Annotated in this window: 16 protein-coding genes; 8 read left to right on the top strand and 8 right to left on the bottom strand. The window is 42.9% G+C overall.

Features of this window, described 5'->3' with window-relative positions; translation table 11 throughout:
- Nucleotides 1-4: 4 nt before the first annotated feature.
- From DIU38_RS31890 to DIU38_RS31875, 4 genes are all read right to left on the bottom strand, one after another.
- Complete coding sequence (locus DIU38_RS31890) at nucleotides 5-1,099, bottom strand: alkaline phosphatase family protein (RefSeq protein WP_167516329.1); 1,095 nt, start codon at nucleotides 1,097-1,099, stop codon at nucleotides 5-7.
- 76 nt (nucleotides 1,100-1,175) lie between these two features.
- Nucleotides 1,176-2,783 (bottom strand): SusD/RagB family nutrient-binding outer membrane lipoprotein, encoded by a 1,608-nt coding sequence (locus DIU38_RS31885; RefSeq protein ID WP_112653507.1) that lies wholly within the window; start codon nucleotides 2,781-2,783, stop codon nucleotides 1,176-1,178.
- An 18-nt stretch (nucleotides 2,784-2,801) separates the two neighbouring features.
- Nucleotides 2,802-6,098 carry a SusC/RagA family TonB-linked outer membrane protein gene (locus DIU38_RS31880; RefSeq protein WP_112653506.1) on the bottom strand — a complete coding sequence of 1,099 codons (3,297 nt, stop codon included), beginning with the start codon at nucleotides 6,096-6,098 and terminating at the stop codon, nucleotides 2,802-2,804.
- A gap of 177 nt (nucleotides 6,099-6,275) precedes the next feature.
- The gene (locus DIU38_RS31875; protein WP_091165304.1) at nucleotides 6,276-6,860 is read right to left on the bottom strand and encodes a phosphonate degradation HD-domain oxygenase; all 585 of its coding nucleotides are present in this window, start codon (nucleotides 6,858-6,860) and stop codon (nucleotides 6,276-6,278) included.
- Between the two features lie 281 nt (nucleotides 6,861-7,141).
- On the opposite strand from DIU38_RS31875, the gene DIU38_RS31870 reads away from it, so the two are divergent.
- Nucleotides 7,142-7,720 carry a helix-turn-helix domain-containing protein gene (locus tag DIU38_RS31870; protein ID WP_112653505.1) on the top strand — a complete coding sequence of 193 codons (579 nt, stop codon included), beginning with the start codon at nucleotides 7,142-7,144 and terminating at the stop codon, nucleotides 7,718-7,720.
- 101 nt (nucleotides 7,721-7,821) lie between these two features.
- Here DIU38_RS31870 and DIU38_RS31865 read toward each other — a convergent pair whose 3' ends face one another.
- Both DIU38_RS31865 and DIU38_RS31860 read right to left on the bottom strand, forming a co-directional pair.
- Nucleotides 7,822-8,577 carry a helix-turn-helix domain-containing protein gene (locus tag DIU38_RS31865; protein ID WP_243770604.1) on the bottom strand — a complete coding sequence of 252 codons (756 nt, stop codon included), beginning with the start codon at nucleotides 8,575-8,577 and terminating at the stop codon, nucleotides 7,822-7,824.
- Between the two features lie 102 nt (nucleotides 8,578-8,679).
- The gene (locus tag DIU38_RS31860; RefSeq protein WP_112653503.1) at nucleotides 8,680-9,651 is read right to left on the bottom strand and encodes an aldo/keto reductase; all 972 of its coding nucleotides are present in this window, start codon (nucleotides 9,649-9,651) and stop codon (nucleotides 8,680-8,682) included.
- Nucleotides 9,652-9,903: 252 nt separating this feature from the next.
- Between DIU38_RS31860 and DIU38_RS31855 the strand changes: the two genes are divergently transcribed.
- The 6 genes from DIU38_RS31855 (at nucleotide 9,904) to DIU38_RS31830 (ending at nucleotide 18,242) form a co-directional block, all read left to right on the top strand.
- Nucleotides 9,904-10,590, top strand: a complete 687-nt coding sequence (locus DIU38_RS31855; protein ID WP_112653502.1) for an HAD hydrolase-like protein — start codon at nucleotides 9,904-9,906, stop codon at nucleotides 10,588-10,590.
- Between the two features lie 4 nt (nucleotides 10,591-10,594).
- Nucleotides 10,595-11,932, top strand: a complete 1,338-nt coding sequence (locus tag DIU38_RS31850) for a DUF5690 family protein (protein WP_208057643.1) — start codon at nucleotides 10,595-10,597, stop codon at nucleotides 11,930-11,932.
- A gap of 53 nt (nucleotides 11,933-11,985) precedes the next feature.
- The gene (locus DIU38_RS31845) at nucleotides 11,986-13,131 is read left to right on the top strand and encodes a TIGR03364 family FAD-dependent oxidoreductase (protein WP_112653501.1); all 1,146 of its coding nucleotides are present in this window, start codon (nucleotides 11,986-11,988) and stop codon (nucleotides 13,129-13,131) included.
- Nucleotides 13,132-13,242: 111 nt separating this feature from the next.
- Nucleotides 13,243-15,798 (top strand): phosphocholine-specific phospholipase C, encoded by a 2,556-nt coding sequence (locus DIU38_RS31840; RefSeq protein ID WP_112653500.1) that lies wholly within the window; start codon nucleotides 13,243-13,245, stop codon nucleotides 15,796-15,798.
- 302 nt (nucleotides 15,799-16,100) lie between these two features.
- Nucleotides 16,101-17,054, top strand: coding sequence for a bifunctional helix-turn-helix transcriptional regulator/GNAT family N-acetyltransferase (locus DIU38_RS31835; protein WP_112653499.1), 954 nt, complete (start codon nucleotides 16,101-16,103; stop codon nucleotides 17,052-17,054).
- A 132-nt stretch (nucleotides 17,055-17,186) separates the two neighbouring features.
- Nucleotides 17,187-18,242 (top strand): hypothetical protein, encoded by a 1,056-nt coding sequence (locus DIU38_RS31830; protein ID WP_112653498.1) that lies wholly within the window; start codon nucleotides 17,187-17,189, stop codon nucleotides 18,240-18,242.
- 172 nt (nucleotides 18,243-18,414) lie between these two features.
- On the opposite strand, the gene msrA is transcribed toward DIU38_RS31830, so the two are convergent.
- Nucleotides 18,415-19,083 carry a peptide-methionine (S)-S-oxide reductase MsrA gene (msrA, locus tag DIU38_RS31825; protein ID WP_112653497.1) on the bottom strand — a complete coding sequence of 223 codons (669 nt, stop codon included), beginning with the start codon at nucleotides 19,081-19,083 and terminating at the stop codon, nucleotides 18,415-18,417.
- Nucleotides 19,084-19,106: 23 nt separating this feature from the next.
- On the bottom strand, nucleotides 19,107-19,601 hold the full coding sequence (msrB, locus tag DIU38_RS31820; RefSeq protein ID WP_112653496.1) for a peptide-methionine (R)-S-oxide reductase MsrB: 495 nt from the start codon (nucleotides 19,599-19,601) through the stop codon (nucleotides 19,107-19,109).
- Nucleotides 19,602-19,863: 262 nt separating this feature from the next.
- Here msrB and DIU38_RS31815 point away from each other — a divergent pair, with 262 nt between their 5' ends.
- Nucleotides 19,864-20,460, top strand: coding sequence for a sigma-70 family RNA polymerase sigma factor (locus DIU38_RS31815; protein ID WP_112653495.1), 597 nt, complete (start codon nucleotides 19,864-19,866; stop codon nucleotides 20,458-20,460).
- The last annotated feature ends 4 nt before the right edge of the window (nucleotides 20,461-20,464 follow it).

The raw sequence follows: 20,464 nt of genomic DNA, 5'->3' as shown, positions 1-20,464 counted from the left end.
TTATTTATTTTTTACCTGTAACACTATTTATCGCCTCCCCCACTTCATGACTTGCCGCGGCTTTAAAATCAAAGCCCAATAAATTGGCTATGGTTTGAGCCAGTTGCTTATGATAAGTTGTTTCACCTTGTTTCATTTCTCCTGATGCCGGGGTATCCGGGCCAATAACGGCAAACCAGGTTTGCTCTGAATGCAACACGTCCGACCCATGGTCATGCCATTTTTTCATTGGCTCATCCCCCCTGCCGTGGTCGCAGGTGATGATCAGGATAGTTTTGTTTTTATAAGCAGGCTCTGACTGGATATAATCCCAAAGTTGTTTTATAAAGCCATCATCCTGTTTAATACGATCAAGGTAAAACTTATAATTGCCTGCATGGGCCATATCATCCGGTTCATCAAATGAAATATACAATGCACGCGGCTTGTACTGCATCATATAGTTTTTGGCAAACTCAAATGTCAGGAAGTCGATCCGCGTTGAATCGCTGATATAACGGGGTGCTTCCAATTGCAGTTCATTCAGGTGTTTCAGGCGGTCATTCATCCCCGCAATTTCTAAAGGCATAAAACCCGCGTTAACTAAAATACCGGCACGCTGAGGGCTCAGGATCTGTGAAAAGCGTTCCCATGATGCAAATGCAGCCACCTTGTTTTCAAAACCTTTTTGTTTGTTCAAAAACTCAAGCACATTCATGTTTGGGTTATAGATACCATCGTTGGTGTTCATCCGCTTATCGGGGAAACCGGTAAATATTTCATTGTATCCCGGGTATGAAAAATGATACGGGTTGGCTATTTCATCCTTGCTGCCCAGATCACGGTTTCCATACAGTTGTCCTTTTTCAACTACCGTGCTCCAAAAGAAAGGCATCAGCAGTTTTCGACGATCGGCTGCGGCCTCCGTCCAGAAATTCTTACGCACATCATTCTTATCATGCGTATCATTTGAGTTGATAATGGCCGAATCGGCACCACGGAAAACTTCCTGCCAGCGTAAACCATCGATAGTGACGATAACTACGTTTTGGGTTTTATGCTGGGCGCTTAAGGCCGAAAACGACAAAGCGAATAATGCAAATAAGATAACTTTTTTCATGGCTTTTGTATTTAATGATAAAGGCCCCTGATTAGCGGGGCCTTTATGCAGATTAATTAAAACGTATAAGCTGAGGTTATTTAAGCAACCACATAACACCGTTAATATCATCGCTGCCACCAAACTGAGCGGTTAATGCAGCGTTGTAATTAGTAGCGTTAACAGTACGCTCTGATTGAGGATATTCAAAACGTTTAGGGATACGGCTACTGTTACCTGTACCCGGACCGGTCGTAAAGGTTGGTACACCCGTACGGCGATAGTTAAAATAAGCCTCTAAACCAGAGTGACGGAACATAGCAAGATATTTTTGTTGCAGGATCTGGGTTAAACCAGTGGCTCCGGTTGCGTATTTTACACTGGCTTGAGCGTAATAAGCATCCCAGTCAACGTTAATAGTATAAGTTTCGTAGTTAGTTGGTTTAGCAGGGCTTGCATCAGAACCGGTTGGCTTATAGAAATAAGCAGTAAATGCTGCTTTACCAACCGGGATTGAATATGCCTGAAATGACGCCTGGATACCTTTAATGTAATAGGTTTCTGCATTACCGGTTGCCCAGCCAAGGTTCAAGCCTTCGGCTATATTGAACATCAGTTCGGGATAACCAATCTGGATGCTTGGTTCACCAACATAGGTTGAATAATAACGTTTCCTATTCAAGAATGAATATTTCTGCAGTGTAGCATTATTGTACATCACACCAAGGTCTAAACCAGGATCGGCACCTATGAATGAGGAAAATGCAGTTGGGCTTTGTTTCAATCCATCAACATTATAACGGGCCGGCTCAGCAGTTACGAATACACGTGGGTCTTGCAACTGTGTAAGCAAGCTGATATAAGTTGCCGAAGTATTTTGCCTCGAACCGTTTTGACCAAAGTTGTCAGGGTTTTGAGGGTAATAGTTACTTGGAGCAACAAAAGTATATTGCAGGTTATCATCATTACTGGCCATCAGCGGATATTTGGCAGGATTACCAATGATGTTTGCAAACTGAGCTTTAACATCAATATCAGCCGTTTTTTTGCTTAATTCAATAAGCAACCTTACCCTGAAAGTATTTACAACTTTTTGCCACCTTGCAAGGTCGTTGCCTAAATAGATGTCATTTGATAGAGCAGCGCCAACACCTGTACCGCCAACCGAGGGATTGGCGATCAAAGTGCTCATATCAGCATTTGCCGACTCAAGCCATGCTAAACACTGTACCATCACATCTTTCTGTGCATCATATTTTGGAGTAAGATTATCCAAACCTTTTAATGCATCGGTCATTGGGATATCACCTTCTTCAAGGCTCATCTTGCTAAAGAAATATGCTCTGAAAAATTTACCTACGGCTTCGTAAGGGTTTACAGCTGCGCCACCAGTTGCTGCGGCACGCTGCTCCATCACGATAACGTTTTTTAATGCGTTGTAATAATTGTCGCCACCACTTGCAAAACCGTCATAGCGATTGTTGCCGTAGTAGTCATAGTTATAAAGGTAGTACTGGCCGTAAATCTCGTTTTCTGACTGCGGCAGATCTGCCATTTTATTCAATATACCATTGAATAACAGCGAAGCTGGTACTGTACTTGGTACATTTGTGTTTTTTGTAAGATCCTCGAAACTTTTCTTACAGCCTGTAGTGGTTGCAAGTGCAAGTGCGGGTAATACAAGAGCTTTTAATATCTTTTTCATGATCGTCTTTCGGTTTGGTTAGAATGATACATTTAAGTTAAAACCATAGCTACGTACTGTAGGCGACTGCAATACTGTTGAAGAAGTAGCATAGTTATACTGATCTAAATCCACATCCTTGAAGCGTTTGTCTCCGTAGAAGTATAGCAGGTTACGGCCATAAACCGATACCGATGCCTTTTTGATGAATGATTTATCAAGCCATGCTTTAGGGAAATCATACCCAACTGTTACTTCACGAAGTTTTGAGAAGGTTTTGCTCATCAGGTTTGACTCATCAACATTGTAATATTTACTTACATAATCCTGAACCAATACTGTTTTGCCGTTAGGGGCATATTGCAAAGCACCGTAGTTAATAATTTTACCGGTAGCAGGGTCATAGTTTATAGCGGCACCGTTTGATACAGTTACGCCCTGGCCTACATAGCTGCCGTTATAGCCTGCTTTACCAAAGTTTTGCCAGTCTTTATAACGGGCATCACCCAAAGCACCAGTAGCTGTTTCAATGTTTGCACCGCCACGCATGGTTTTATTGTGCATGTAGTCGATGATCACGCCACCAACCGAACCGTCAAACTGGAAACCGAAATTGATATTTTTGTAGTGCAGTTTGTTGGCAAAGCTCCACTGGTATTTAGCATTTTCGTTACCTAAGTACTGGGCAACAGGTAATGCTAATGGTTTACCCGCAGCATCATTGATGATTTGGCCCTGAGGAGTTCTTGCAAAAGCGGTACCATATAGTTTATCGGTACGGTCTCCTTTTTTGAAGAAGGTTTTGTAACTCTGTTGACCCGGAGGCAATTCTTCGTAAACATCTTTAAAGGTGGCTACGTTAAGCAACACATTCCAGCCAAAACCACCAAGGTTTTTAATAGGGGTGCCTTCCAATGAAAACTCGTAACCGGTCTTCTTGGTTTTTAAAGCATTAAGATATAAAGTAGTGTAACCGGTAGCAGTTGAAATAGAGTTAGCCAAAATCTGCGGACCATCAATATATTGGAAAGTGGTGGCCGATAAACCTAAGCGGTTTTGTAAGAACTTGATATCGAAACCTTCTTCGTAGTTAACACGGGTTGAGGTTTTAATGTTGGGCTGATACAAAAAGTCAGAAGCAGAAGCTGCCGGCTGGCTGTTATATGGCTTGCTGGTTAAGTAAAACGGATTAAGCTGATAGCTCGGGCCATTATAAGGTGAGTTATAAGTACTGCCGTAACCAAGCGGGTTTAAGAATAACGGATTTGAATTAGGGCTGCTGGTAGTTGTTGAGCCACCGTAAACCGAAATAGCGTTAAAAGGAGCCGGACCAATTGTTGCGCTTGAAGCATCAGCTTTTACAGTTGAGTATGATGCCCTTGCTTTTAAGAATGAGATAACCTCGGGCAGTTTAACATAATCAGAGATCACGGTTGCTGCCGATATACTTGGATAATAGTAAGTGGTTACGTTTTGGAAAGCCGATGATTTATCGATACGGCCGGTGCTTGATAAGGTAGCATATTTACCAAATGTTGCGTCGATTGAGTAGTAACCGCTTAATACACGCTCCTGTGATGAGAAGTTAGTTGACTGTACAGCATTTTTTGAGTTGCTGAAAGCGTACACTTCAGGTACGTTCAAATAATCTGTTGATGTCCAGCTTGAGTTGTAGTTAAAGCTGCGCAGGTTTGAACCAACTAAACCCGATAAGTTAACGAAGTTTTTGATAGTATAGTTATAGTTAACAAATAACTCAGTGTTGTTATCAAACAGGTTACGACGGTCTTCCCGGTAATCGCCCTGGTTACCTTCACGACCATAAGGGTGAGCCGAGAATGGCAGGTCTTCGGTACGAAGGATGTTATACGTATCAATTTGTGAACGTAAAGTAACGTTTAAGTTATCGTTGATTTTGAAGTTACCTGACAAGTAACCGTAAACGTCGTTTTTGTAATGGCCGCGGGTCCATTTTTGAGTTAACAGGTAAGGGTTATGGTAACGGGTATACTCGGCAAATACCGATTGTACGCCTTCTTTACCTGGCTGCCAAATGGCTTTGATATCCGGTGCGTTGATATTCCAGTCGGCGCCGGTCCATACAGAAATGTTGTAGATGATACTGTTAGGGCCGTACTGTACATCTGGGAAGTTATCAGTTGATTGCCTGTTGAAATCAACGTTTGCTTCAAATCTCCAACGTTTTGACGGAGTGAACTGACCGTAGAAGTTAGCGTTGGCTATATCAAGATATTGAGAAGGGATATAGCTTGTTTGATGTTGTTGTGAAACCGAAAAACGGGTTACATAAGTTTCGCCAACAGAACCTAATGAAACGTTATTGTTGGTTTGGTAACCGGTTTTCAAAAAGTTTTTCAGGTTGTCTTTACCACGCGCAACCCATGGAGTACCCTGGCGAACGCCGTTAACAACAGGGCTGTCATATTGAGGGATCAGTTGGCCTGCAAAGTAGGGTCCCCAAACGTCATAATCGCTATCCACGCCACCCGGTGCACCACCTTTACCATCTACGAAGGTATAAAAAGTGTTTTCGCCCGGGCCAAATGTGTTTTGAGTACGAGGGAATGCAAGGAAACCCGTATTCATAACCGTGCTGCTGTTTATGTCCACAGTCAGGCCCCTTTTATTTTTTTCGCCTTTTTTGGTTGTGATCAAAATCGCACCGTTTTGTGCGCGGCTACCGTATAGTGCAGCTGCCGACGGGCCTTTTAACACGGTATAAGTTTCGATGTCATCAGGGCTGATGTTATAGGTATCAGTATTAATAGGAAAACCGTCAACTACGTATAATGTAACTGAGTTACCCCTGATCAATACAGATGGATTACCCAATAACTCGGCCGATGGGCCTACAGATAAACCGGCTACCTTACCTGTTAAACCTGTAATAGGGTTAGGGTCACGGGCCAGGGTAACATCGGCACCATTTACTGATTGGGTTGAGTAGCCAATGCGGCGGGTTTCTTTCTTAACGCCTAACGCGGTTACAACAACCTCGTTTAGTGCTTTACTATCACCAATCAGGCTTACGTTTATAGTTGTTTTGTTATCAACTACCACATAAACCGGGGCGTAACCTACAAATGAGTAAACAAGTGTTTGACCTCCATTTGCAGTAATACTATAACGGCCATCAATATCGGTAACAGTGCCTTTATTCTGGTCTTTAATTCTCACACTTACACCCGGCAGGGGCAAGTGTTTGTCATCGGTAACAGTACCGTTTATTTTGGTTTGTCCGAATAAAATAGATGGAGCTACGCAAAATAACAAAACCGTTATTACGGTTTTTAATCTCTGGTAAATCTTGTTCATCTGCTAAAGTTTAAGGGTGAAACAGTCAAATTTTTCATACAGCAATACTAAACTTTGTTTATTATTAGTAAACTAATTTAGTATTAAGCTATACTTAACTTGATGTTCACCCTGTGTTAAGCAGGTGATTTTTGTAACAGGCAGATTATATATTAATCACAAAAACTTAATATTATATTATTCATTTACCACTTGCAGATGCGCCAGGGCAATAGCTTTTAAATGATCAAGGTTATTTACGGGTACATGCATTTCCTTGGCCATGTCGTCCCAGTACCGCAACCTGATGATAAGTTCAGCATCCTGGTTTAATTCAAATTCTGCAGCCTCGGCCTCAGTCATCACGCCTCCCTGAAATTCGAGGGTAGCTTTACTGGCATCCGATAAACGGTTATAATATTCGGGGTATTTATAGGTAAGATATCTTTTGGCAATTACATGGCCCTGCACCAGATTGGCAACCCTTTCAGAAAACCCACGCTCCAACAGGTAATCGGCACCCAGGCGCTCATGGTCAACATTGCCCATGCCATCCATACTTCCTGCTTCTTCAGCATCAGCACAAAGATGCCCTATATCATGAAAAAACGCAGCAAGTACAACCTCATCGTCATAGCCCTCAGCCTCAGCAAGCGAAGCTGCCTGCGACATATGCTCCAGTTGAGAAACAGGCTCCCCTATATAATCTGCATCGCCAAATTTTTCGTATAAAGAAAACACTTCAGCAACTACAGCTTTCGGATTATAATGAGATGGTACCATGTTATTAAAATTTTTAGTTGCAAATAAACAGCATACAGGTTAGGTAATTATTAAATATTCATGAAATATATTATCAGAACCCATATTTAACATTAATTTCTTACAGAACGCTTCCACAGATAATTTCAAAGCTCACTTACTGTTTATTGAAACTTAACTAATACAACAATATTACATAGATATCCGTTAACATTTACACTATGCTGTTCAAAGCGTAACAAAAAAATCATTTTGGATAATAGCCTGATTAATTACTTTGCGCACCAAATAACCAGTTTTAAATGGAAGAAGACATACTGATACAGATCAGTAACCGCATAAAAGAACGCCGCCGGGAAAAAAATATAACCGTACAGGAACTTGCCATGAGGGCTAACGTTAGCAAAGGCCTGATATCCCAAATTGAAAATAGCCGCACTATCCCATCGCTTATCGTACTGATAGATATTATTAAAGCACTGGAGATAGACCTGAACGAGTTTTTTAAAGATATGCGTTCAAAAAGCGATCATCTCCCAGTTTTGGTAAAGCGCAAACACGAATACGATCATTTTGAAAAAGAATATGCCGATGGCTTTCATTACCAGCGCATCTTTACGCAATCGATAAGTCAAAGTACTGTTGATATTGTGATATTGGAGCTTGAGCCCGATGCAACCCGTCCGCTTGTTGAAACCGAAGCGTTTGAATATAAGTATATCCTATCCGGGCAGGTTGCTTACCAGTTTAATGAGGATACCGTAACTCTTAACCAAGGCGATAGCATGCTCTTTGACGGGCGCATCCCCCATACCCCAAAAAACATGGGCGATACCACGGCCAGTATGCTGGTGGTATACTTTTTTGAAGAGAAGAAGTAGTTTGATTGGGTTGATTAAATGAATGGTTAATTGAGTGGAGGGTGCCACTTTTGTTTCAGAGGCTATAACAAATCCAATCCTTATCAACAAAAAAACTCCGGTTAAAGCGCCCACTCTGTAGGTGCTTTGCCAAATTCCTTTTTAAACGAATGGGAAAAATGGGCCAGGCTTTCAAACCCTAAATCGAGGTAAATTTCAGATGGTTTACGGTTTTTGTTTTCGATGAGATGGCGCGCCTCTGCAAGCCGCCTGGTTTGCAGCCAATGCCGGGGCGAAGTATCAAAAGTTTTTTGAAAATCGCGTTTAAACCCCGCAAGGCTCCGGCCGGTAAGTTGCGCGAATTTCTCGACAGGTACGTTGAAATGAAAATTGCTAAGCATAAATTTTTCAAGGTCGATTTTATGAGGCTCCGAAAAATCGAACAGGAAATCTTTAAGCTCGGGCATAGTATGTAGTAATAAGTGTACGGCTTCCCTTACTTTCAGCATGCCCAGTTGTTTGGTTATTTTTTCGTTGGGATGGTGCACATAAGGAATCACCGATTGAAAAAAGCCCCGCAGAAATTCACTTTCGGGGATTTTGATATTGGGCTGACCAGTGTATTTCCGTCCTGGCTCTATCTGTTCTTCCAGGGCAAGCTGCCGCAGCATATCTTCTTTCAGGCAAATGATGATGGTTTGATAGTCACCGCCATCAACGGGCATTTTGACGAGTTCGCCCAATTGATTTTTGCGGATCAACATCATTTCGCCGCCTTTCATCGAAATTTTTTGATTAGCGGTTTCGATGCTGAATTGTCCTGAAACCTGTAATACCAGGGTGCTATGCTCAAAAAAACCTACCTTTTCCTTTCTCATCCTTGAGAAAAAAGAATAAAAGATTACGCCTGGAATTATTTCGGTTGGATTGGTCACTATGTAAATATATAAAATAAGAGGGGCTTATGCAGCCCCGTCCATTTATCGTTGAAGATATGTACCACCTAATATTGCCCCCTGGGCAAAAGCAGTTTTAAGTGTATTCATTTCATCGGCACTAAATTCAATTTGCATCGCCTGTATATTTTCAGGCAGGCGCGATCTGCGGCTCATGCTCACCAGTGGCATAATGTTATCGCCCTGGGCGTTTACCCATGCAATAGCAAGTTGGGTAGGCGTATAGCCTTTGTCGCTGGCCATTTGCTTTAATACTTCAACTTTTTCAAGGTTCTTTACCAGGTTGTCTCCCTGAAAACGTGAAAAGTGATTATGATAGCTATCTGCCGGAAGCGGCGCTTTCATATCGCCCGTAAGTAAACCTTCGGCGGTATTGGCAAATGCTACTACGCCAATGCCCAGTTTATTAGCAGCAGGCAGCAGATCGTTTTCAATTTGCCTGTCGGCTAATGAGTAGCCAATTTCCAACGCGGTTACCGGGTGTATGCTGTTGGCTTTACGCAATTGCTCCGCAGTAATTTCAGAAACACCAAGGTGGCGTACTTTTCCTTCCTTAATCAGGTCGGCAACGGTACCTATTACATCTTCTACAGGTACGCTATTATCCAGGCGGCAAGGCTGATACAGGTCGATAGTGTCGATACCTAATCGCACTAACGAATAATTGATGAAGTTTTTAATGGCTATAGGGCGAAGGTCTAAGCCAAGCCATTGACCATTATAAAAAATAGCGCCAAATTTTACGCTGATAAACGCGTCATCCCGGCGGCCTTTAATGGCCTTGCCTACTAACAATTCATTATGACCGGCGCCATAAAAATCGCCGGTGTTTAAAAAGTTGATACCATTATCTAAAGCCGCCTGTATGGTAGCGATACTTTCGTTTTCATCATTGGCTTTGCTGCCCCAAACTGATGACATGCGCATACAGCCCAGGCCCAGTTTTGAAACCAGCGGGCCTTTTTTGCCCAAATTTATTTTCGTTATGTTCCCCATAGTTGATATTTAATTTAAAACAAATATCAGGTATCTTGTTCATGACGGAATTTCTTGCATGGCTCAATTTACTTGTCTGTATGGCTCAAATTTTCACAATAGTTCTTTTGTAGAAACGCCGTACATACGTTTCCCGTTTGAAAATTAAGGAAACAAAACCAACCACAAATTCCCTTAACCAAACTTTAACACTAATTTAGTTTAATTTTAATAAAAAAAGTTTAGTATTGCTAAACAATTATATTTGTTATTATGAGCATAAAATTAGTGGTATTTGATATAGCCGGCACTACGGTTAAAGATGATCATGAAGTTAGCAAGGCTTTCAGGGCTGCCATGCAAAAGTCTGGTTACGAGGTTGAACTGGAGAAAATAGATCCTTTGATGGGCTATGAAAAAACCCTGGCCATTCGTAAAATGCTTGTTGAACATGAAGCCGACCAATCATTGATTACCGATGAGCTTGTAACCACTATCCATAAAGAATTTGTACAGCAAATGATTAACTTTTACCAGTTTGAGCCGGGTATTGAACCCCTGCCAAACGTAGAGGAAACGTTTGCTAAACTGCATGAGCAGGGCGTTAAAGTTGGTATCAATACCGGCTTCTCGCGCGATATTGCCGATACTATTGTAAACCGCCTGCAATGGCACGAGAAAGGGCTGATCGATTACGTTGTTGGATCAGACGAGGTAGAACTTGGTCGTCCGCACCCCTTTATGATCCAAAAAATGATGCTTGAGGCCGGCATAACTGATGCTTTGGAAGTTGCTAAAGTGGGGGATACCGAGGTTGATGTACGCGAAGGGCAAAACACCGGCTGCAAATACACCATAGGTGTAACCACTGGTATTTTTACCCGTGCCGAGCTGGAAACCTATAATCCTACCCATATTATTGACGATATTGCACAAGTAGTTGAGATCATAAACCAATAGTATAATGAGGCTGATTGAAAGTTTACGTGCAAAAGTAGCCCAATTGCCTTATGCGCTGATTTCAGTTTTGGCGGCGGTTTCGGCTTTTGGAACGTATACATCCATGTATGCTTTCCGTAAGGCATTTGCAGCGGCAACTTTCACTGGTCACGAGTACTTTCATGTTGATTATAAGGTTTGGCTGGTTATAGCGCAGGTTATCGGCTATATGAGCAGCAAGTTTTACGGCATAAAATTTATAGCCGAAGTAAACGGCAAAACCCGTGCACGATATATTTTAACCCTTATCGGCATTGCCTGGGCGGCGCTGCTGGCCTTTGCTTTTGTACCGGCCCCGTGGAATATTGCGTTTCTTTTCATCAACGGTTTCCCGCTTGGCCTTATCTGGGGACTGGTTTTTGGTTATTTGGAAGGCCGCCGCTCAACAGAGTTCATGGCCTCGGTATTATCCATCAGCCTCATTTTTGCCTCGGGTTTTGTAAAAACCACAGGGCGCACGCTTATAAGCAGTTTTCATGTAAACGAATACTACATGCCTTTTTTAACGGGGGCTGTATTTGCACTGCCGTTGTTATTTTTTGTAGGTTGTATGGAGCTTATCCCCGCCCCTACCGCCGAAGATAAACGTCTGCGTTCGGAACGTACACCGATGAATGCAGCAGAGCGTAAACTATTCGTCATCCGTTTCTTGCCGGGTATTATCCTCACGCTTATTGTTTATGTATTACTCACCATTATGCGCGACGTGCGCGACAATTTTGAAGTAGAGATCTGGGCCAGCCTGGGCATTAAGGATAACAGCATTTTTACTACTACCGATATTAAAATTTCGCTGGTGGTTTTAGTCGCCATGAGTTTACTGATCCTTGTACGAAAAAACCTTCGTGCTTTTAGTATCATCCATTTAATGATCATTGCCGGTTGCGCGCTGGTAGGTATATCAACCATCCTGTTTACCCTTAAAATGGTAAGCCCAACCTTATGGATGACCCTGGTAGGCCTTGGCTTATACATGGGCTACGTTCCCTACAATGCTATATTTTTTGAGCGGATGATAGCCTCGTTCCACTATAAAAGCAACGTGGGCTTTATCATGTACATTGCTGATTCGATGGGCTACCTTGGCAGTGTTAGTGTTTTGCTGGTAAAAGAACTTGGTCGCCCCTCAATAAGCTGGGGAACCTTTTTTCAGGAAAATGTAATGACTGTAGCCATTGTTGGCGGAATTTGCGGCGCATTATCGCTCATTTACTTTTTGCAAAGCGCTGCCCGTGATAAAAAAAAGATAATTGCAGATGAAACTGATGAGCAACAAACTCTAACTTTCAATCCAGCCAATTAAATCAATTGAGGTTTGAACAATTCAAACCGATGAACCAATGAACTATTGAACCAATGAACAATAACAAAAGTGCAATAATCATAGGCGCAGGCATTGTAGGTTTGGCTACAGCCCGCGCTTTGGCCGTTCGCGGCTATCAGGTAACCGTATTTGAACGTAACGAACGCGCGGTGGGTGCTTCCATCCGGAACTTTGGTATGGTATGGCCTATAGGACAGGCTACCGGACCGATGTTTGAGCGCGCCATGCTATCAAAAAGCATTTGGAAAACAGTTTGTACCGAGGCTAAGATCTGGCATAATGAGGTTGGCTCGCTACACCTTGTTTATCACGATGATGAACTACAGGTAATTGAAGAGTATGTAGATGTAAACAAGCAATACCGTGATTGCGCTGTGCTAACTCCGGGCGAAGCTGTTTCAAAATCGCCGGCAATTAATACCGATGGCTTGAAAGGCGCCCTGTGGAGCGGCGAGGAAATGATTGTTGAATCGCGGGTAGCCATCGAGCAGGTGGCAGCTTATCTTGCCGAAAAATTTGGTGTCGAATTTCACTGGAACACTGCTATCAGCCGCATTGAACATCCAAAGGTAAGTTCAGGCACCCAAAGCTGGGAAGCCGACGAGATCTATGTTTGCAGCGGTGCCGATTTTGAAACTTTATATCCCGAGCTATTCGCGCAAACGCAGATCACCAAATGTAAGCTCCAAATGATGCGTTTAGTTACCCAGCCCGATGAATGGCGCATAGGTCCGTCGCTATGTGGTGGCTTGTCTATGATTCATTACCCGGGGTTCCAGGCCGCAGCTTCATTGCCAGCTTTGCGCAAACGCTATGAAGAACAATATGCCACACATTTGAAATGGGGCATCCACGTAATGGTATCCCAAAATGGCAGCGGCGAGCTTACCATAGGCGATTCGCACGAATACGGTTTGGTTCATGACCCGTTTGATAAGGAATTTATTAATAATTTGATAATTGAGTACTTACATACATTCGCCAATTTTAAAGACTGGAAAATGCTGCAGTCATGGCACGGCATCTACCCCAAAATGACCAATGGCGCGTATGAGCTTATTGTTGATATTGAGCCCGGGGTAACCCTCATCAATGGCCTCGGCGGTAACGGCATGACCCTGTCATTTGGCCTATGCGAGCAGGAGATTGCCAAGCGGAAAGACGGGGGGCATAGTTGATGGTTCATAGATCATAGACTTTTAAAAATCAAGCATAAATCCTGATATTGCCCACTTACTAACATCAACCATGATCTATCATCATAGGCCATGAACTAAACTGAAATACACATGTCTGATTCAAGGAGAGATTTTCTTAAAAAAGCAGCCCTATTAACCGGTGCAGCCGGCCTCGCCAGTATTTTACCCGAATCTATTCAAAAAGCAATGGCCATTAACCCGGCACCGGGCAGCACCTACCTGGATGCTGAGCACATCGTGATCCTGATGCAGGAAAACCGCTCGTTTGACCATACTTACGGGATGCTTAAGGGAGTACGCGGCTACAACGACCCGCGCGCTATCGACCTACCGAACAAAAACAAGGTTTGGCTGCAATCAAATAAAAAAGGCGAAACTTATGCACCCTTCCACCTTGATATAAAAAACACCAAAGCAACCTGGATGAGCTCTTTGCCGCATTCATGGAGCAACCAGGTTAATGCCCGTAACGACGGCAAGTTTGACCAATGGCTTAACGTTAAGCGTAACGGCATTAAGGAATACTCCAACATGCCTTTAACCATGGGTTTCCATAACCGCGAGGATATCCCGTTTTACTATGCCCTGGCCGATGCCTTTACCGTTTGCGATCAGAACTTTTGCTCATCCCTGACAGGCACCAACCCCAACAGGCTATATTTTTGGAGCGGTACTATCCGTGCCAAACAGCATGAAAACTCTCTTGCACACGTATGGAACGATGATATGGATTATGGTACCCTGAACTGGGCTACCTTCCCCGAGCGTTTGGAAGATCATAATATATCATGGAAACATTACCAAAACGAAATTGCCATTGATACCGGTTTACAGGGTGAAGAAAATCCGTGGTTATCAAATTTCCAGGATAACCCGCTGGAATTTTTTGGCCAGTACAATATTAAATTGTACGATAAGCACATCGCCCATTTGCAAAAAAGATCAACAGCTTTACCTGATGAGATAACTGCCCTTGAAAAACAAATTGCTGCTTTGCCTGCCGGCGATGCACATATAGATCATTTACAAAAGCAGCTTAAACAAAAACAACGCGACCAGGACAACATCAAAAAGGATATGGCAAACCTTGATCCTGGGAAATTTGCAAGCCTGTCGCAGCGCGAAAAAAGCCTTCACCAGAAAGGTTTCGTAACCAATAGCAATGATCCGCACTATCGCACTTTAAGTCCGCTGAAATATAATGACGAAGGCACCGAACGCGAAGTTTTAGTACCTAAAGGAGATGTATTACACCAGTTCCGTGCCGATGTAAAAGGAGGTCAATTACCAACTGTAAGCTGGCTATCGGCGCCCGAGCATTTTTCTGACCATCCAAGCTCGGCCTGGTACGGTGCATGGTACGTATCTGAAGTGCTGGACATCCTTACCCAAAACCCCGAAGTTTGGAAAAAGACTGTTTTCATTTTAGCTTATGATGAAAATGATGGCTACTTTGACCACGTCCCTCCTTTCACCGCGCCAAACCCACATAAACCAGGCACCGGTAAAGTATCAGCAGGTATAGACCCAAGCGTTGAATTCGTTACTTTAGAACAGGAAAAAGCACGCAACAACTTCCCGGAAGTATTTGATCGTGAAAGCCCGATCGGTTTAGGCTTCCGTGTGCCGTTGGTAATTGCTTCACCATGGAGCCGCGGCGGCTGGGTAAATTCAGAAGTGTTTGACCATACTTCAACCCTGCAATTTTTAGAGAACTTTTTAAGCCACAAAACCGGTAAAAAAGTAACCGAAACTAATATCAGCCAATGGCGCCGTACAGTTTGCGGTGATCTTTCGAGCGTTTTCCGCCCATATAACGGCGAGAAGATCGAGAATCCTGAGTTTGTTGCAAGGGAAGCATTTTTGGAGAGTATTCATAAAGCTCAATTCAAAAAACTCCCTTCGGACTATAAGTTGCTGACTGCCGATGAAATTGCGCAGATCAATAAAGATCCGCACTTGTCACCGCACATGCCGCAACAGGAAAAAGGGATCAAACCATCATCAGCCCTGCCCTACCAGTTGTATGTCGATGGCAAACTAAGCGCCGATAAAAAATCGTTCGAAATTAAATTTACTGCCAGCAATAAGGCGTTTGGCGCTAAGGCATTAGGTTCACCATTTAACGTGTATGCTCCCGGCAAATACGCAACGATGAATGATCCGCAAAAAATGGAAGACCTACGTACCTGGGCCTATACCGTTAAAGCCGGTGATTCCCTGGCGGATGTTTGGCCTTTACATGAGTTTGAAAACAGCGAATACCATTTGCGCATCTATGGCCCTAACGGCTTCTTCCGAGAGTACCGGGGTAACGTAACCGATCCGTTAGTTGATATTATTTGCGAATATGAGCAGCTTGCCGGTAAGCTGACAGGTAATATCGCGCTGAAAATAACAAACCATACCAATAAAGCCCAAACCATTGCAGTAACAGATAACGGTTATAAAACCGGTGACCATAAAGTTGCTGTAAAAGCAGGAGCCAGCACAACCATTGCATTAAACTTAAGCAAAAGCCATAACTGGTATGATTTCAGTACAAAAGTTGACGGTTTTAATAAATTCGGTAAACGCTTTGCAGGTCGGGTTGAAACAGGTAAATCAAGCTTCAGCGATCCGTTAATGGGAAAAGCATTAGCATAATATTTAAACTTACTAAAATACAAAAAATGTAGAGGCGCATAATTGCGTCACCCGGAGGACAAGTCGATTTAAAAGTGCCCCAATCGCCGTAAATTGCAAGCGGGAGACGCAATTATGCGTCTCTACATTCGAAAAAAATTTAAGCAATCTTTCAGAAACGGTTCAGATAAAACTTCTTTTAATCGCCAGCAGCTCCGGTTTTATGAATTGCCGATGACATTGATTTTGTAACCCACTATTGCACTTATTAAAACAACACTATACATTTGTGTAATCAGTTACATAATTAATTACTTATTAATATGGAATTTTTTAATAAAGTAGGTAAGATGGCCATAGGTAGCAGATTAAGGATGCTAACCGAAGCTATCAGCGAAGACGCGGCACGCATTTACAAGTTATATGATATCGACTTTCAGCCTAAATGGTTCCCGGTTTTTTATGTATTACAGAATGGTGGCGAATTTACCATCACTGCTATCGCCAGAGAGATCGGCCACTCGCACCCTTCTGTAAGTAAGATCACTGCCGAAATGGTGAAGAACGGTTTTGTTATTGAGAAAAAGGATAAGGCTGATGGCAGGCGCAACATGGTAAGCCTGTCGGCTAAAGGGGTTGAGGTTGGAAAAAAAATCCAGGATCAGTATGCAGATGTGACTAACGCCGTTGAAGAACTTTTAGCACAGGCGAATCATGACCTATGGAAGGCTATTGAAGAATGGGAATACCTGCTGGAACAAAAATCATTGTTGCGCCGGGTACAGGCACATCAAAAAATAAGGGAGAGCAATAAAGTACACATCGTGCCTTATGAACCTAAATATGCCCGGGCTTTTAAAGCATTGAATGAAGAATGGATCTCCAAATACTTCGTAATGGAAGATGCCGATTATAAGGCCCTTGATAACGCCAACAGTTACATTATCAACAACGGCGGCCATATCCTGGTCGCGCTTTATAATAACGAACCCGTTGGTGTATGTGCCCTACTGAAAATGGACGATCCTGATTATGACTATGAGCTTGCTAAAATGGCCGTTTCGCCAAAGGCGCAGGGAAAAAATATAGGCTTTTTGCTCGGACAGGCTATTATCGAAAAGGCCAAAGCCCTTGGCAGCCATAAACTTTACCTGGAGAGTAACACCATTTTAAAACCGGCCATCAGCCTGTATCATAAATTGGGCTTTGTTAAGGTAGCAGGCAGGCCTTCACCATACGAACGTGCTAATATCCAAATGGAGCTTGAGTTGAAATAAATAGCCAGTTAACGGGTTTATTGCTTCCATCAATAGATATATTAACTATTGTATAACAATTGTGAATAAAATCAACAAACAGTTTATAGTATTTTTTGTTTATTGCAATTGAAACTTAAACACTATATCTATATGAAACATAATAAACTCCTGCTCCCTACACTAATATACCTATTATCTTTAAAAAACTTCAAAAAACATCTTATCATTTGTCTGGGTATCTGCCTATTTTGCAGCACTGCTGTACAAGCCCAGTTTGGCGGTTTTGGGAAAGCCATATTGGATAAAGGAGCCGATATGGTATCGGGCGGCAGCCTTAATAAATTGCTGAAACAGCCGCAGGCCATTACCACCAGTTTTAATGACGTTAACAAGACAGGCTCCAAACCACCATCGTTTATGGAAGGTCAGGTAGCCGAGCCTTTATACCTTTTGCCCAAAGCACCCGGGGGCGGTTTTAAGCTTTGCGCCGGTTTTTATGAAATGACCAGCAAAAGCTATTGTCTTCATGCTGGTACCCGCGGCCCCAGTACAGGCGATGGGTATATGCTTGCCCCGGTGCTTGGGCCAAAGCGCGATGTGGTGATACTGATATTAAAACATGCTGAAACTCATCCCGAGGTTGACCAGCATAGCATCCAGATATTATTATGGTCGATTATTGCACGCACCAGGTTTGTTGATATGGGGTCCGATATTAAGCTTACCGCGACCAGGCTGCTATCAGCTAATGAACTGTTAATGCTGGAAGGCGGTGCCCTGGGTGTATTGCCCGCCAGTGTAATGGATAAAGCTAAAAGCCAATTGCCGCCTGCGGTTCAAAGCGTTTTTGAGGCTGAAAACAATATCCGCCGATTAGCAGCCTCTGGTAATTCATCTTACGAAGAGATGGAAAAGTATGCCATGTTAGCCGGTTTGGCTCCAGCGCCTGATCCGGCGGTACCGTCAGGCATATGGTCATTACACCCTGATGGATATTACATCAGGTTTTATCCGCATAGCTATTCAAAAACCACGGTACAGATCTACGTACCGAAAGAACTCCTCAGCACAAAACCCGATTTGGTTTATGACGGACCTAATGGCATTGCCTGTCCGGCCAATGTAGGTTCGCAGCGCCTGGCTCAAACCAATGAACCGCTAAATCCTGATTATAATCAAAAATTAAAAACGATCTGTAATCAATAGATAGGGGAAAGGTTAAAGGGAAAAGGCGAAAAGTAACAAAACCTTTCGCCTTTTTTTTGCTGGTGACCAATGCTTTATTCTTAAACAACCGGCGGATGAAAAGACTTCCCTGATGATTACTCGCAACAACGTGGTGTAGAGACAACCGAACAGTCAAATACAACATTCACCCTTAATTCAGATCTTTATGCTGAAACTCTGGCTTAAGCAAGCTATTCATTGCTTTACGCAGTTTCAATACTTTAGGTACCGAAACATGGGTGATATATGGGTTATCCATATGCAGCCTGTAATATCCCTGGTGATAATTTTCAGCTGGATACAATACTTTAAACGGAACAACCTGTGTAACAATAGGGCTGCTGTAATGATGTGTAGCGTTAACTTTAGCTATTACACTTTCTAAAGTTTTCTTTTCTTCGGGCGTACGGTAAAAGGCTACTGAGCGGTAGTCGTCGCCCACATCCGGGCCCTGCCTGTCTACAGTAGTGGGGTCGTGTGCATAAAAGAAAGCTTCGGCTAAAGCAGCGTAACTTATTTCGGCCGGGTTATAGTAAACCTGTACCGATTCGGCGTGGCCGGTATTTTTACCGCAAACATCTTCGTACGATGGATTTTTAGTTGTACCGCCGGCATATCCGGCTACCACTTTATTAACGCCCTTCAATTCATACAAACCTTCCGAAAGACTCCAGAAGCACCCCCCCGCAAAAGTAGCAACCTTTTCGCCGTTTTTTGGGGCAGGCAGGCTTGCAAAACCATTTCCGCCAGTTTGCGCATTGGCACAACCAGATAATATCAGCAGGCCAAGCAGGCATATATTTAACTTTTTTGTTAACATGATCTTTTTAATTTAATGGTTTATTATTTAGCCGGAACAAACTTGAAAGCGTATGAATCCATACAATAACGTTTACCGGTAGGTGCCGGACCATCATTAAAAACGTGGCCAAGATGTAAACCCGTGCTGGCTTCAACAACCTCTTCACGTACCATTCCGTACGATGTATCTTTAACAATTTTAATCGCTTTTGGATCGATAGGTTTAAAAAAACTTGGCCAGCCTGTGCCCGATTCAAATTTAGAATCCGAACTAAATAATGGCTTACCGGTAGCTGCACTTACATATATCCCTTTTTCGTGGTTATTCCAATAAGGGTTATGATAGGGTTGTTCCGTGCCCTTATTTACCAGTATCTCGTAAGCTTCGGGCGTTAATACCTGTTTCCAGTAGCTCGCCGGCTTAGCTTGCGGATATGTTTTGGTATCAACGGTTTTATCGGCATGCGGAGTACTTTGACTGCAGGCATTAAAGGCCAATAATATCAATGGTATAATAAACAGATTTATCTTTTTCATACCCCTTTGTCGTAGATATACGAAGAACCTTACAGTCGATAGCCGATTATTCTGTCATTTATTTGTCTGCATTTAGTTTGAACCGGAATATTAGATATTAACGACTCTTCCAAAACATCCCATTTCATTAAGCCCTGGTTTCAGAAAAAATAAAAAAATCTTGTAAGGATTCCTTCTCCTACCCGACGAATGCACAAATCAAAACATTAATACGATAAGGGCTATAAACTTTTACACAAACCATTACCACTACATTGATTTTATGCAAAGCCAAAACAGCACCAATCTTAGCCTTGATAACAGCACCGAACCCCGTGCCTGGGTAACGCGCCATGCCGACTATCTTTACAGGTATGCCCTTACCCGCATTAACGACGAAGAATTAGCCCACGATCTTGTACAGGAAACTTTTTTGGCTGCACTCGAGCGCTTGCAAAAATTTGAGGGCAAAAGCACCGAACGTACATGGCTTACCGCCATACTAAAAAACAAGATTATTGATATTTACCGCAAAAAAGCATCCGCTTTTGTTAAGGAACCTGCGGTAACATTTGCCGAATATGAAACAGACGATTTTTTTGAACCTGATGCCCATAACTGGAAAACCGATCACAGGCCAGCGGAGTTTGGCATTGAACAACCCGATCCCCTCGAAAGCAAAGAATTTGAGTTGATACTGCAAAGATGCATGAGAAAATTGCCCTCATTATGGCTCTCGGTTTTTACTATGAAACACCTTGATGATGAAACCACCGACACCATTTGCGGCGATTTGAGAATATCATCATCCAACTTTTGGGTAATTATTCACCGCGCCAAGCTAAGCCTAAGAGAGTGCCTTCAAAAAAACTGGATTTAAACTA

Origin of the sequence: Mucilaginibacter metallidurans, from assembly GCF_003286435.2 — a bacterium.
GTDB lineage: Bacteria > Bacteroidota > Bacteroidia > Sphingobacteriales > Sphingobacteriaceae > Mucilaginibacter > Mucilaginibacter gossypii.
This window is presented reverse-complemented; position numbering and strand designations above follow the sequence as displayed.

Excerpts from the sequence above, each read along its gene's own strand:
- DIU38_RS31815 (WP_112653495.1), top strand. The coding sequence starts at position 19,864 with ATGCAAAGCCAAAACAGCACCAATCTTAGCCTTGATAACAGCACCGAA.
- DIU38_RS31845 (WP_112653501.1), top strand. The coding sequence starts at position 11,986 with ATGAACAATAACAAAAGTGCAATAATCATAGGCGCAGGCATTGTAGGT.
- DIU38_RS31840 (WP_112653500.1), top strand. The coding sequence starts at position 13,243 with ATGTCTGATTCAAGGAGAGATTTTCTTAAAAAAGCAGCCCTATTAACC.
- DIU38_RS31870 (WP_112653505.1), top strand. The coding sequence starts at position 7,142 with ATGGAAGAAGACATACTGATACAGATCAGTAACCGCATAAAAGAACGC.
- DIU38_RS31885 (WP_112653507.1), bottom strand. The coding sequence starts at position 2,783 with ATGAAAAAGATATTAAAAGCTCTTGTATTACCCGCACTTGCACTTGCA.
- DIU38_RS31850 (WP_208057643.1), top strand. The coding sequence starts at position 10,595 with ATGAGGCTGATTGAAAGTTTACGTGCAAAAGTAGCCCAATTGCCTTAT.
- msrA (WP_112653497.1), bottom strand. The coding sequence starts at position 19,083 with ATGTTAACAAAAAAGTTAAATATATGCCTGCTTGGCCTGCTGATATTA.
- DIU38_RS31860 (WP_112653503.1), bottom strand. The coding sequence starts at position 9,651 with ATGGGGAACATAACGAAAATAAATTTGGGCAAAAAAGGCCCGCTGGTT.
- DIU38_RS31865 (WP_243770604.1), bottom strand. The coding sequence starts at position 8,577 with ATGAGAAAGGAAAAGGTAGGTTTTTTTGAGCATAGCACCCTGGTATTA.
- DIU38_RS31880 (WP_112653506.1), bottom strand. The coding sequence starts at position 6,098 with ATGAACAAGATTTACCAGAGATTAAAAACCGTAATAACGGTTTTGTTA.
- DIU38_RS31855 (WP_112653502.1), top strand. The coding sequence starts at position 9,904 with ATGAGCATAAAATTAGTGGTATTTGATATAGCCGGCACTACGGTTAAA.
- DIU38_RS31890 (WP_167516329.1), bottom strand. The coding sequence starts at position 1,099 with ATGAAAAAAGTTATCTTATTTGCATTATTCGCTTTGTCGTTTTCGGCC.
- DIU38_RS31830 (WP_112653498.1), top strand. The coding sequence starts at position 17,187 with ATGAAACATAATAAACTCCTGCTCCCTACACTAATATACCTATTATCT.
- msrB (WP_112653496.1), bottom strand. The coding sequence starts at position 19,601 with ATGAAAAAGATAAATCTGTTTATTATACCATTGATATTATTGGCCTTT.
- DIU38_RS31835 (WP_112653499.1), top strand. The coding sequence starts at position 16,101 with ATGGAATTTTTTAATAAAGTAGGTAAGATGGCCATAGGTAGCAGATTA.
- DIU38_RS31875 (WP_091165304.1), bottom strand. The coding sequence starts at position 6,860 with ATGGTACCATCTCATTATAATCCGAAAGCTGTAGTTGCTGAAGTGTTT.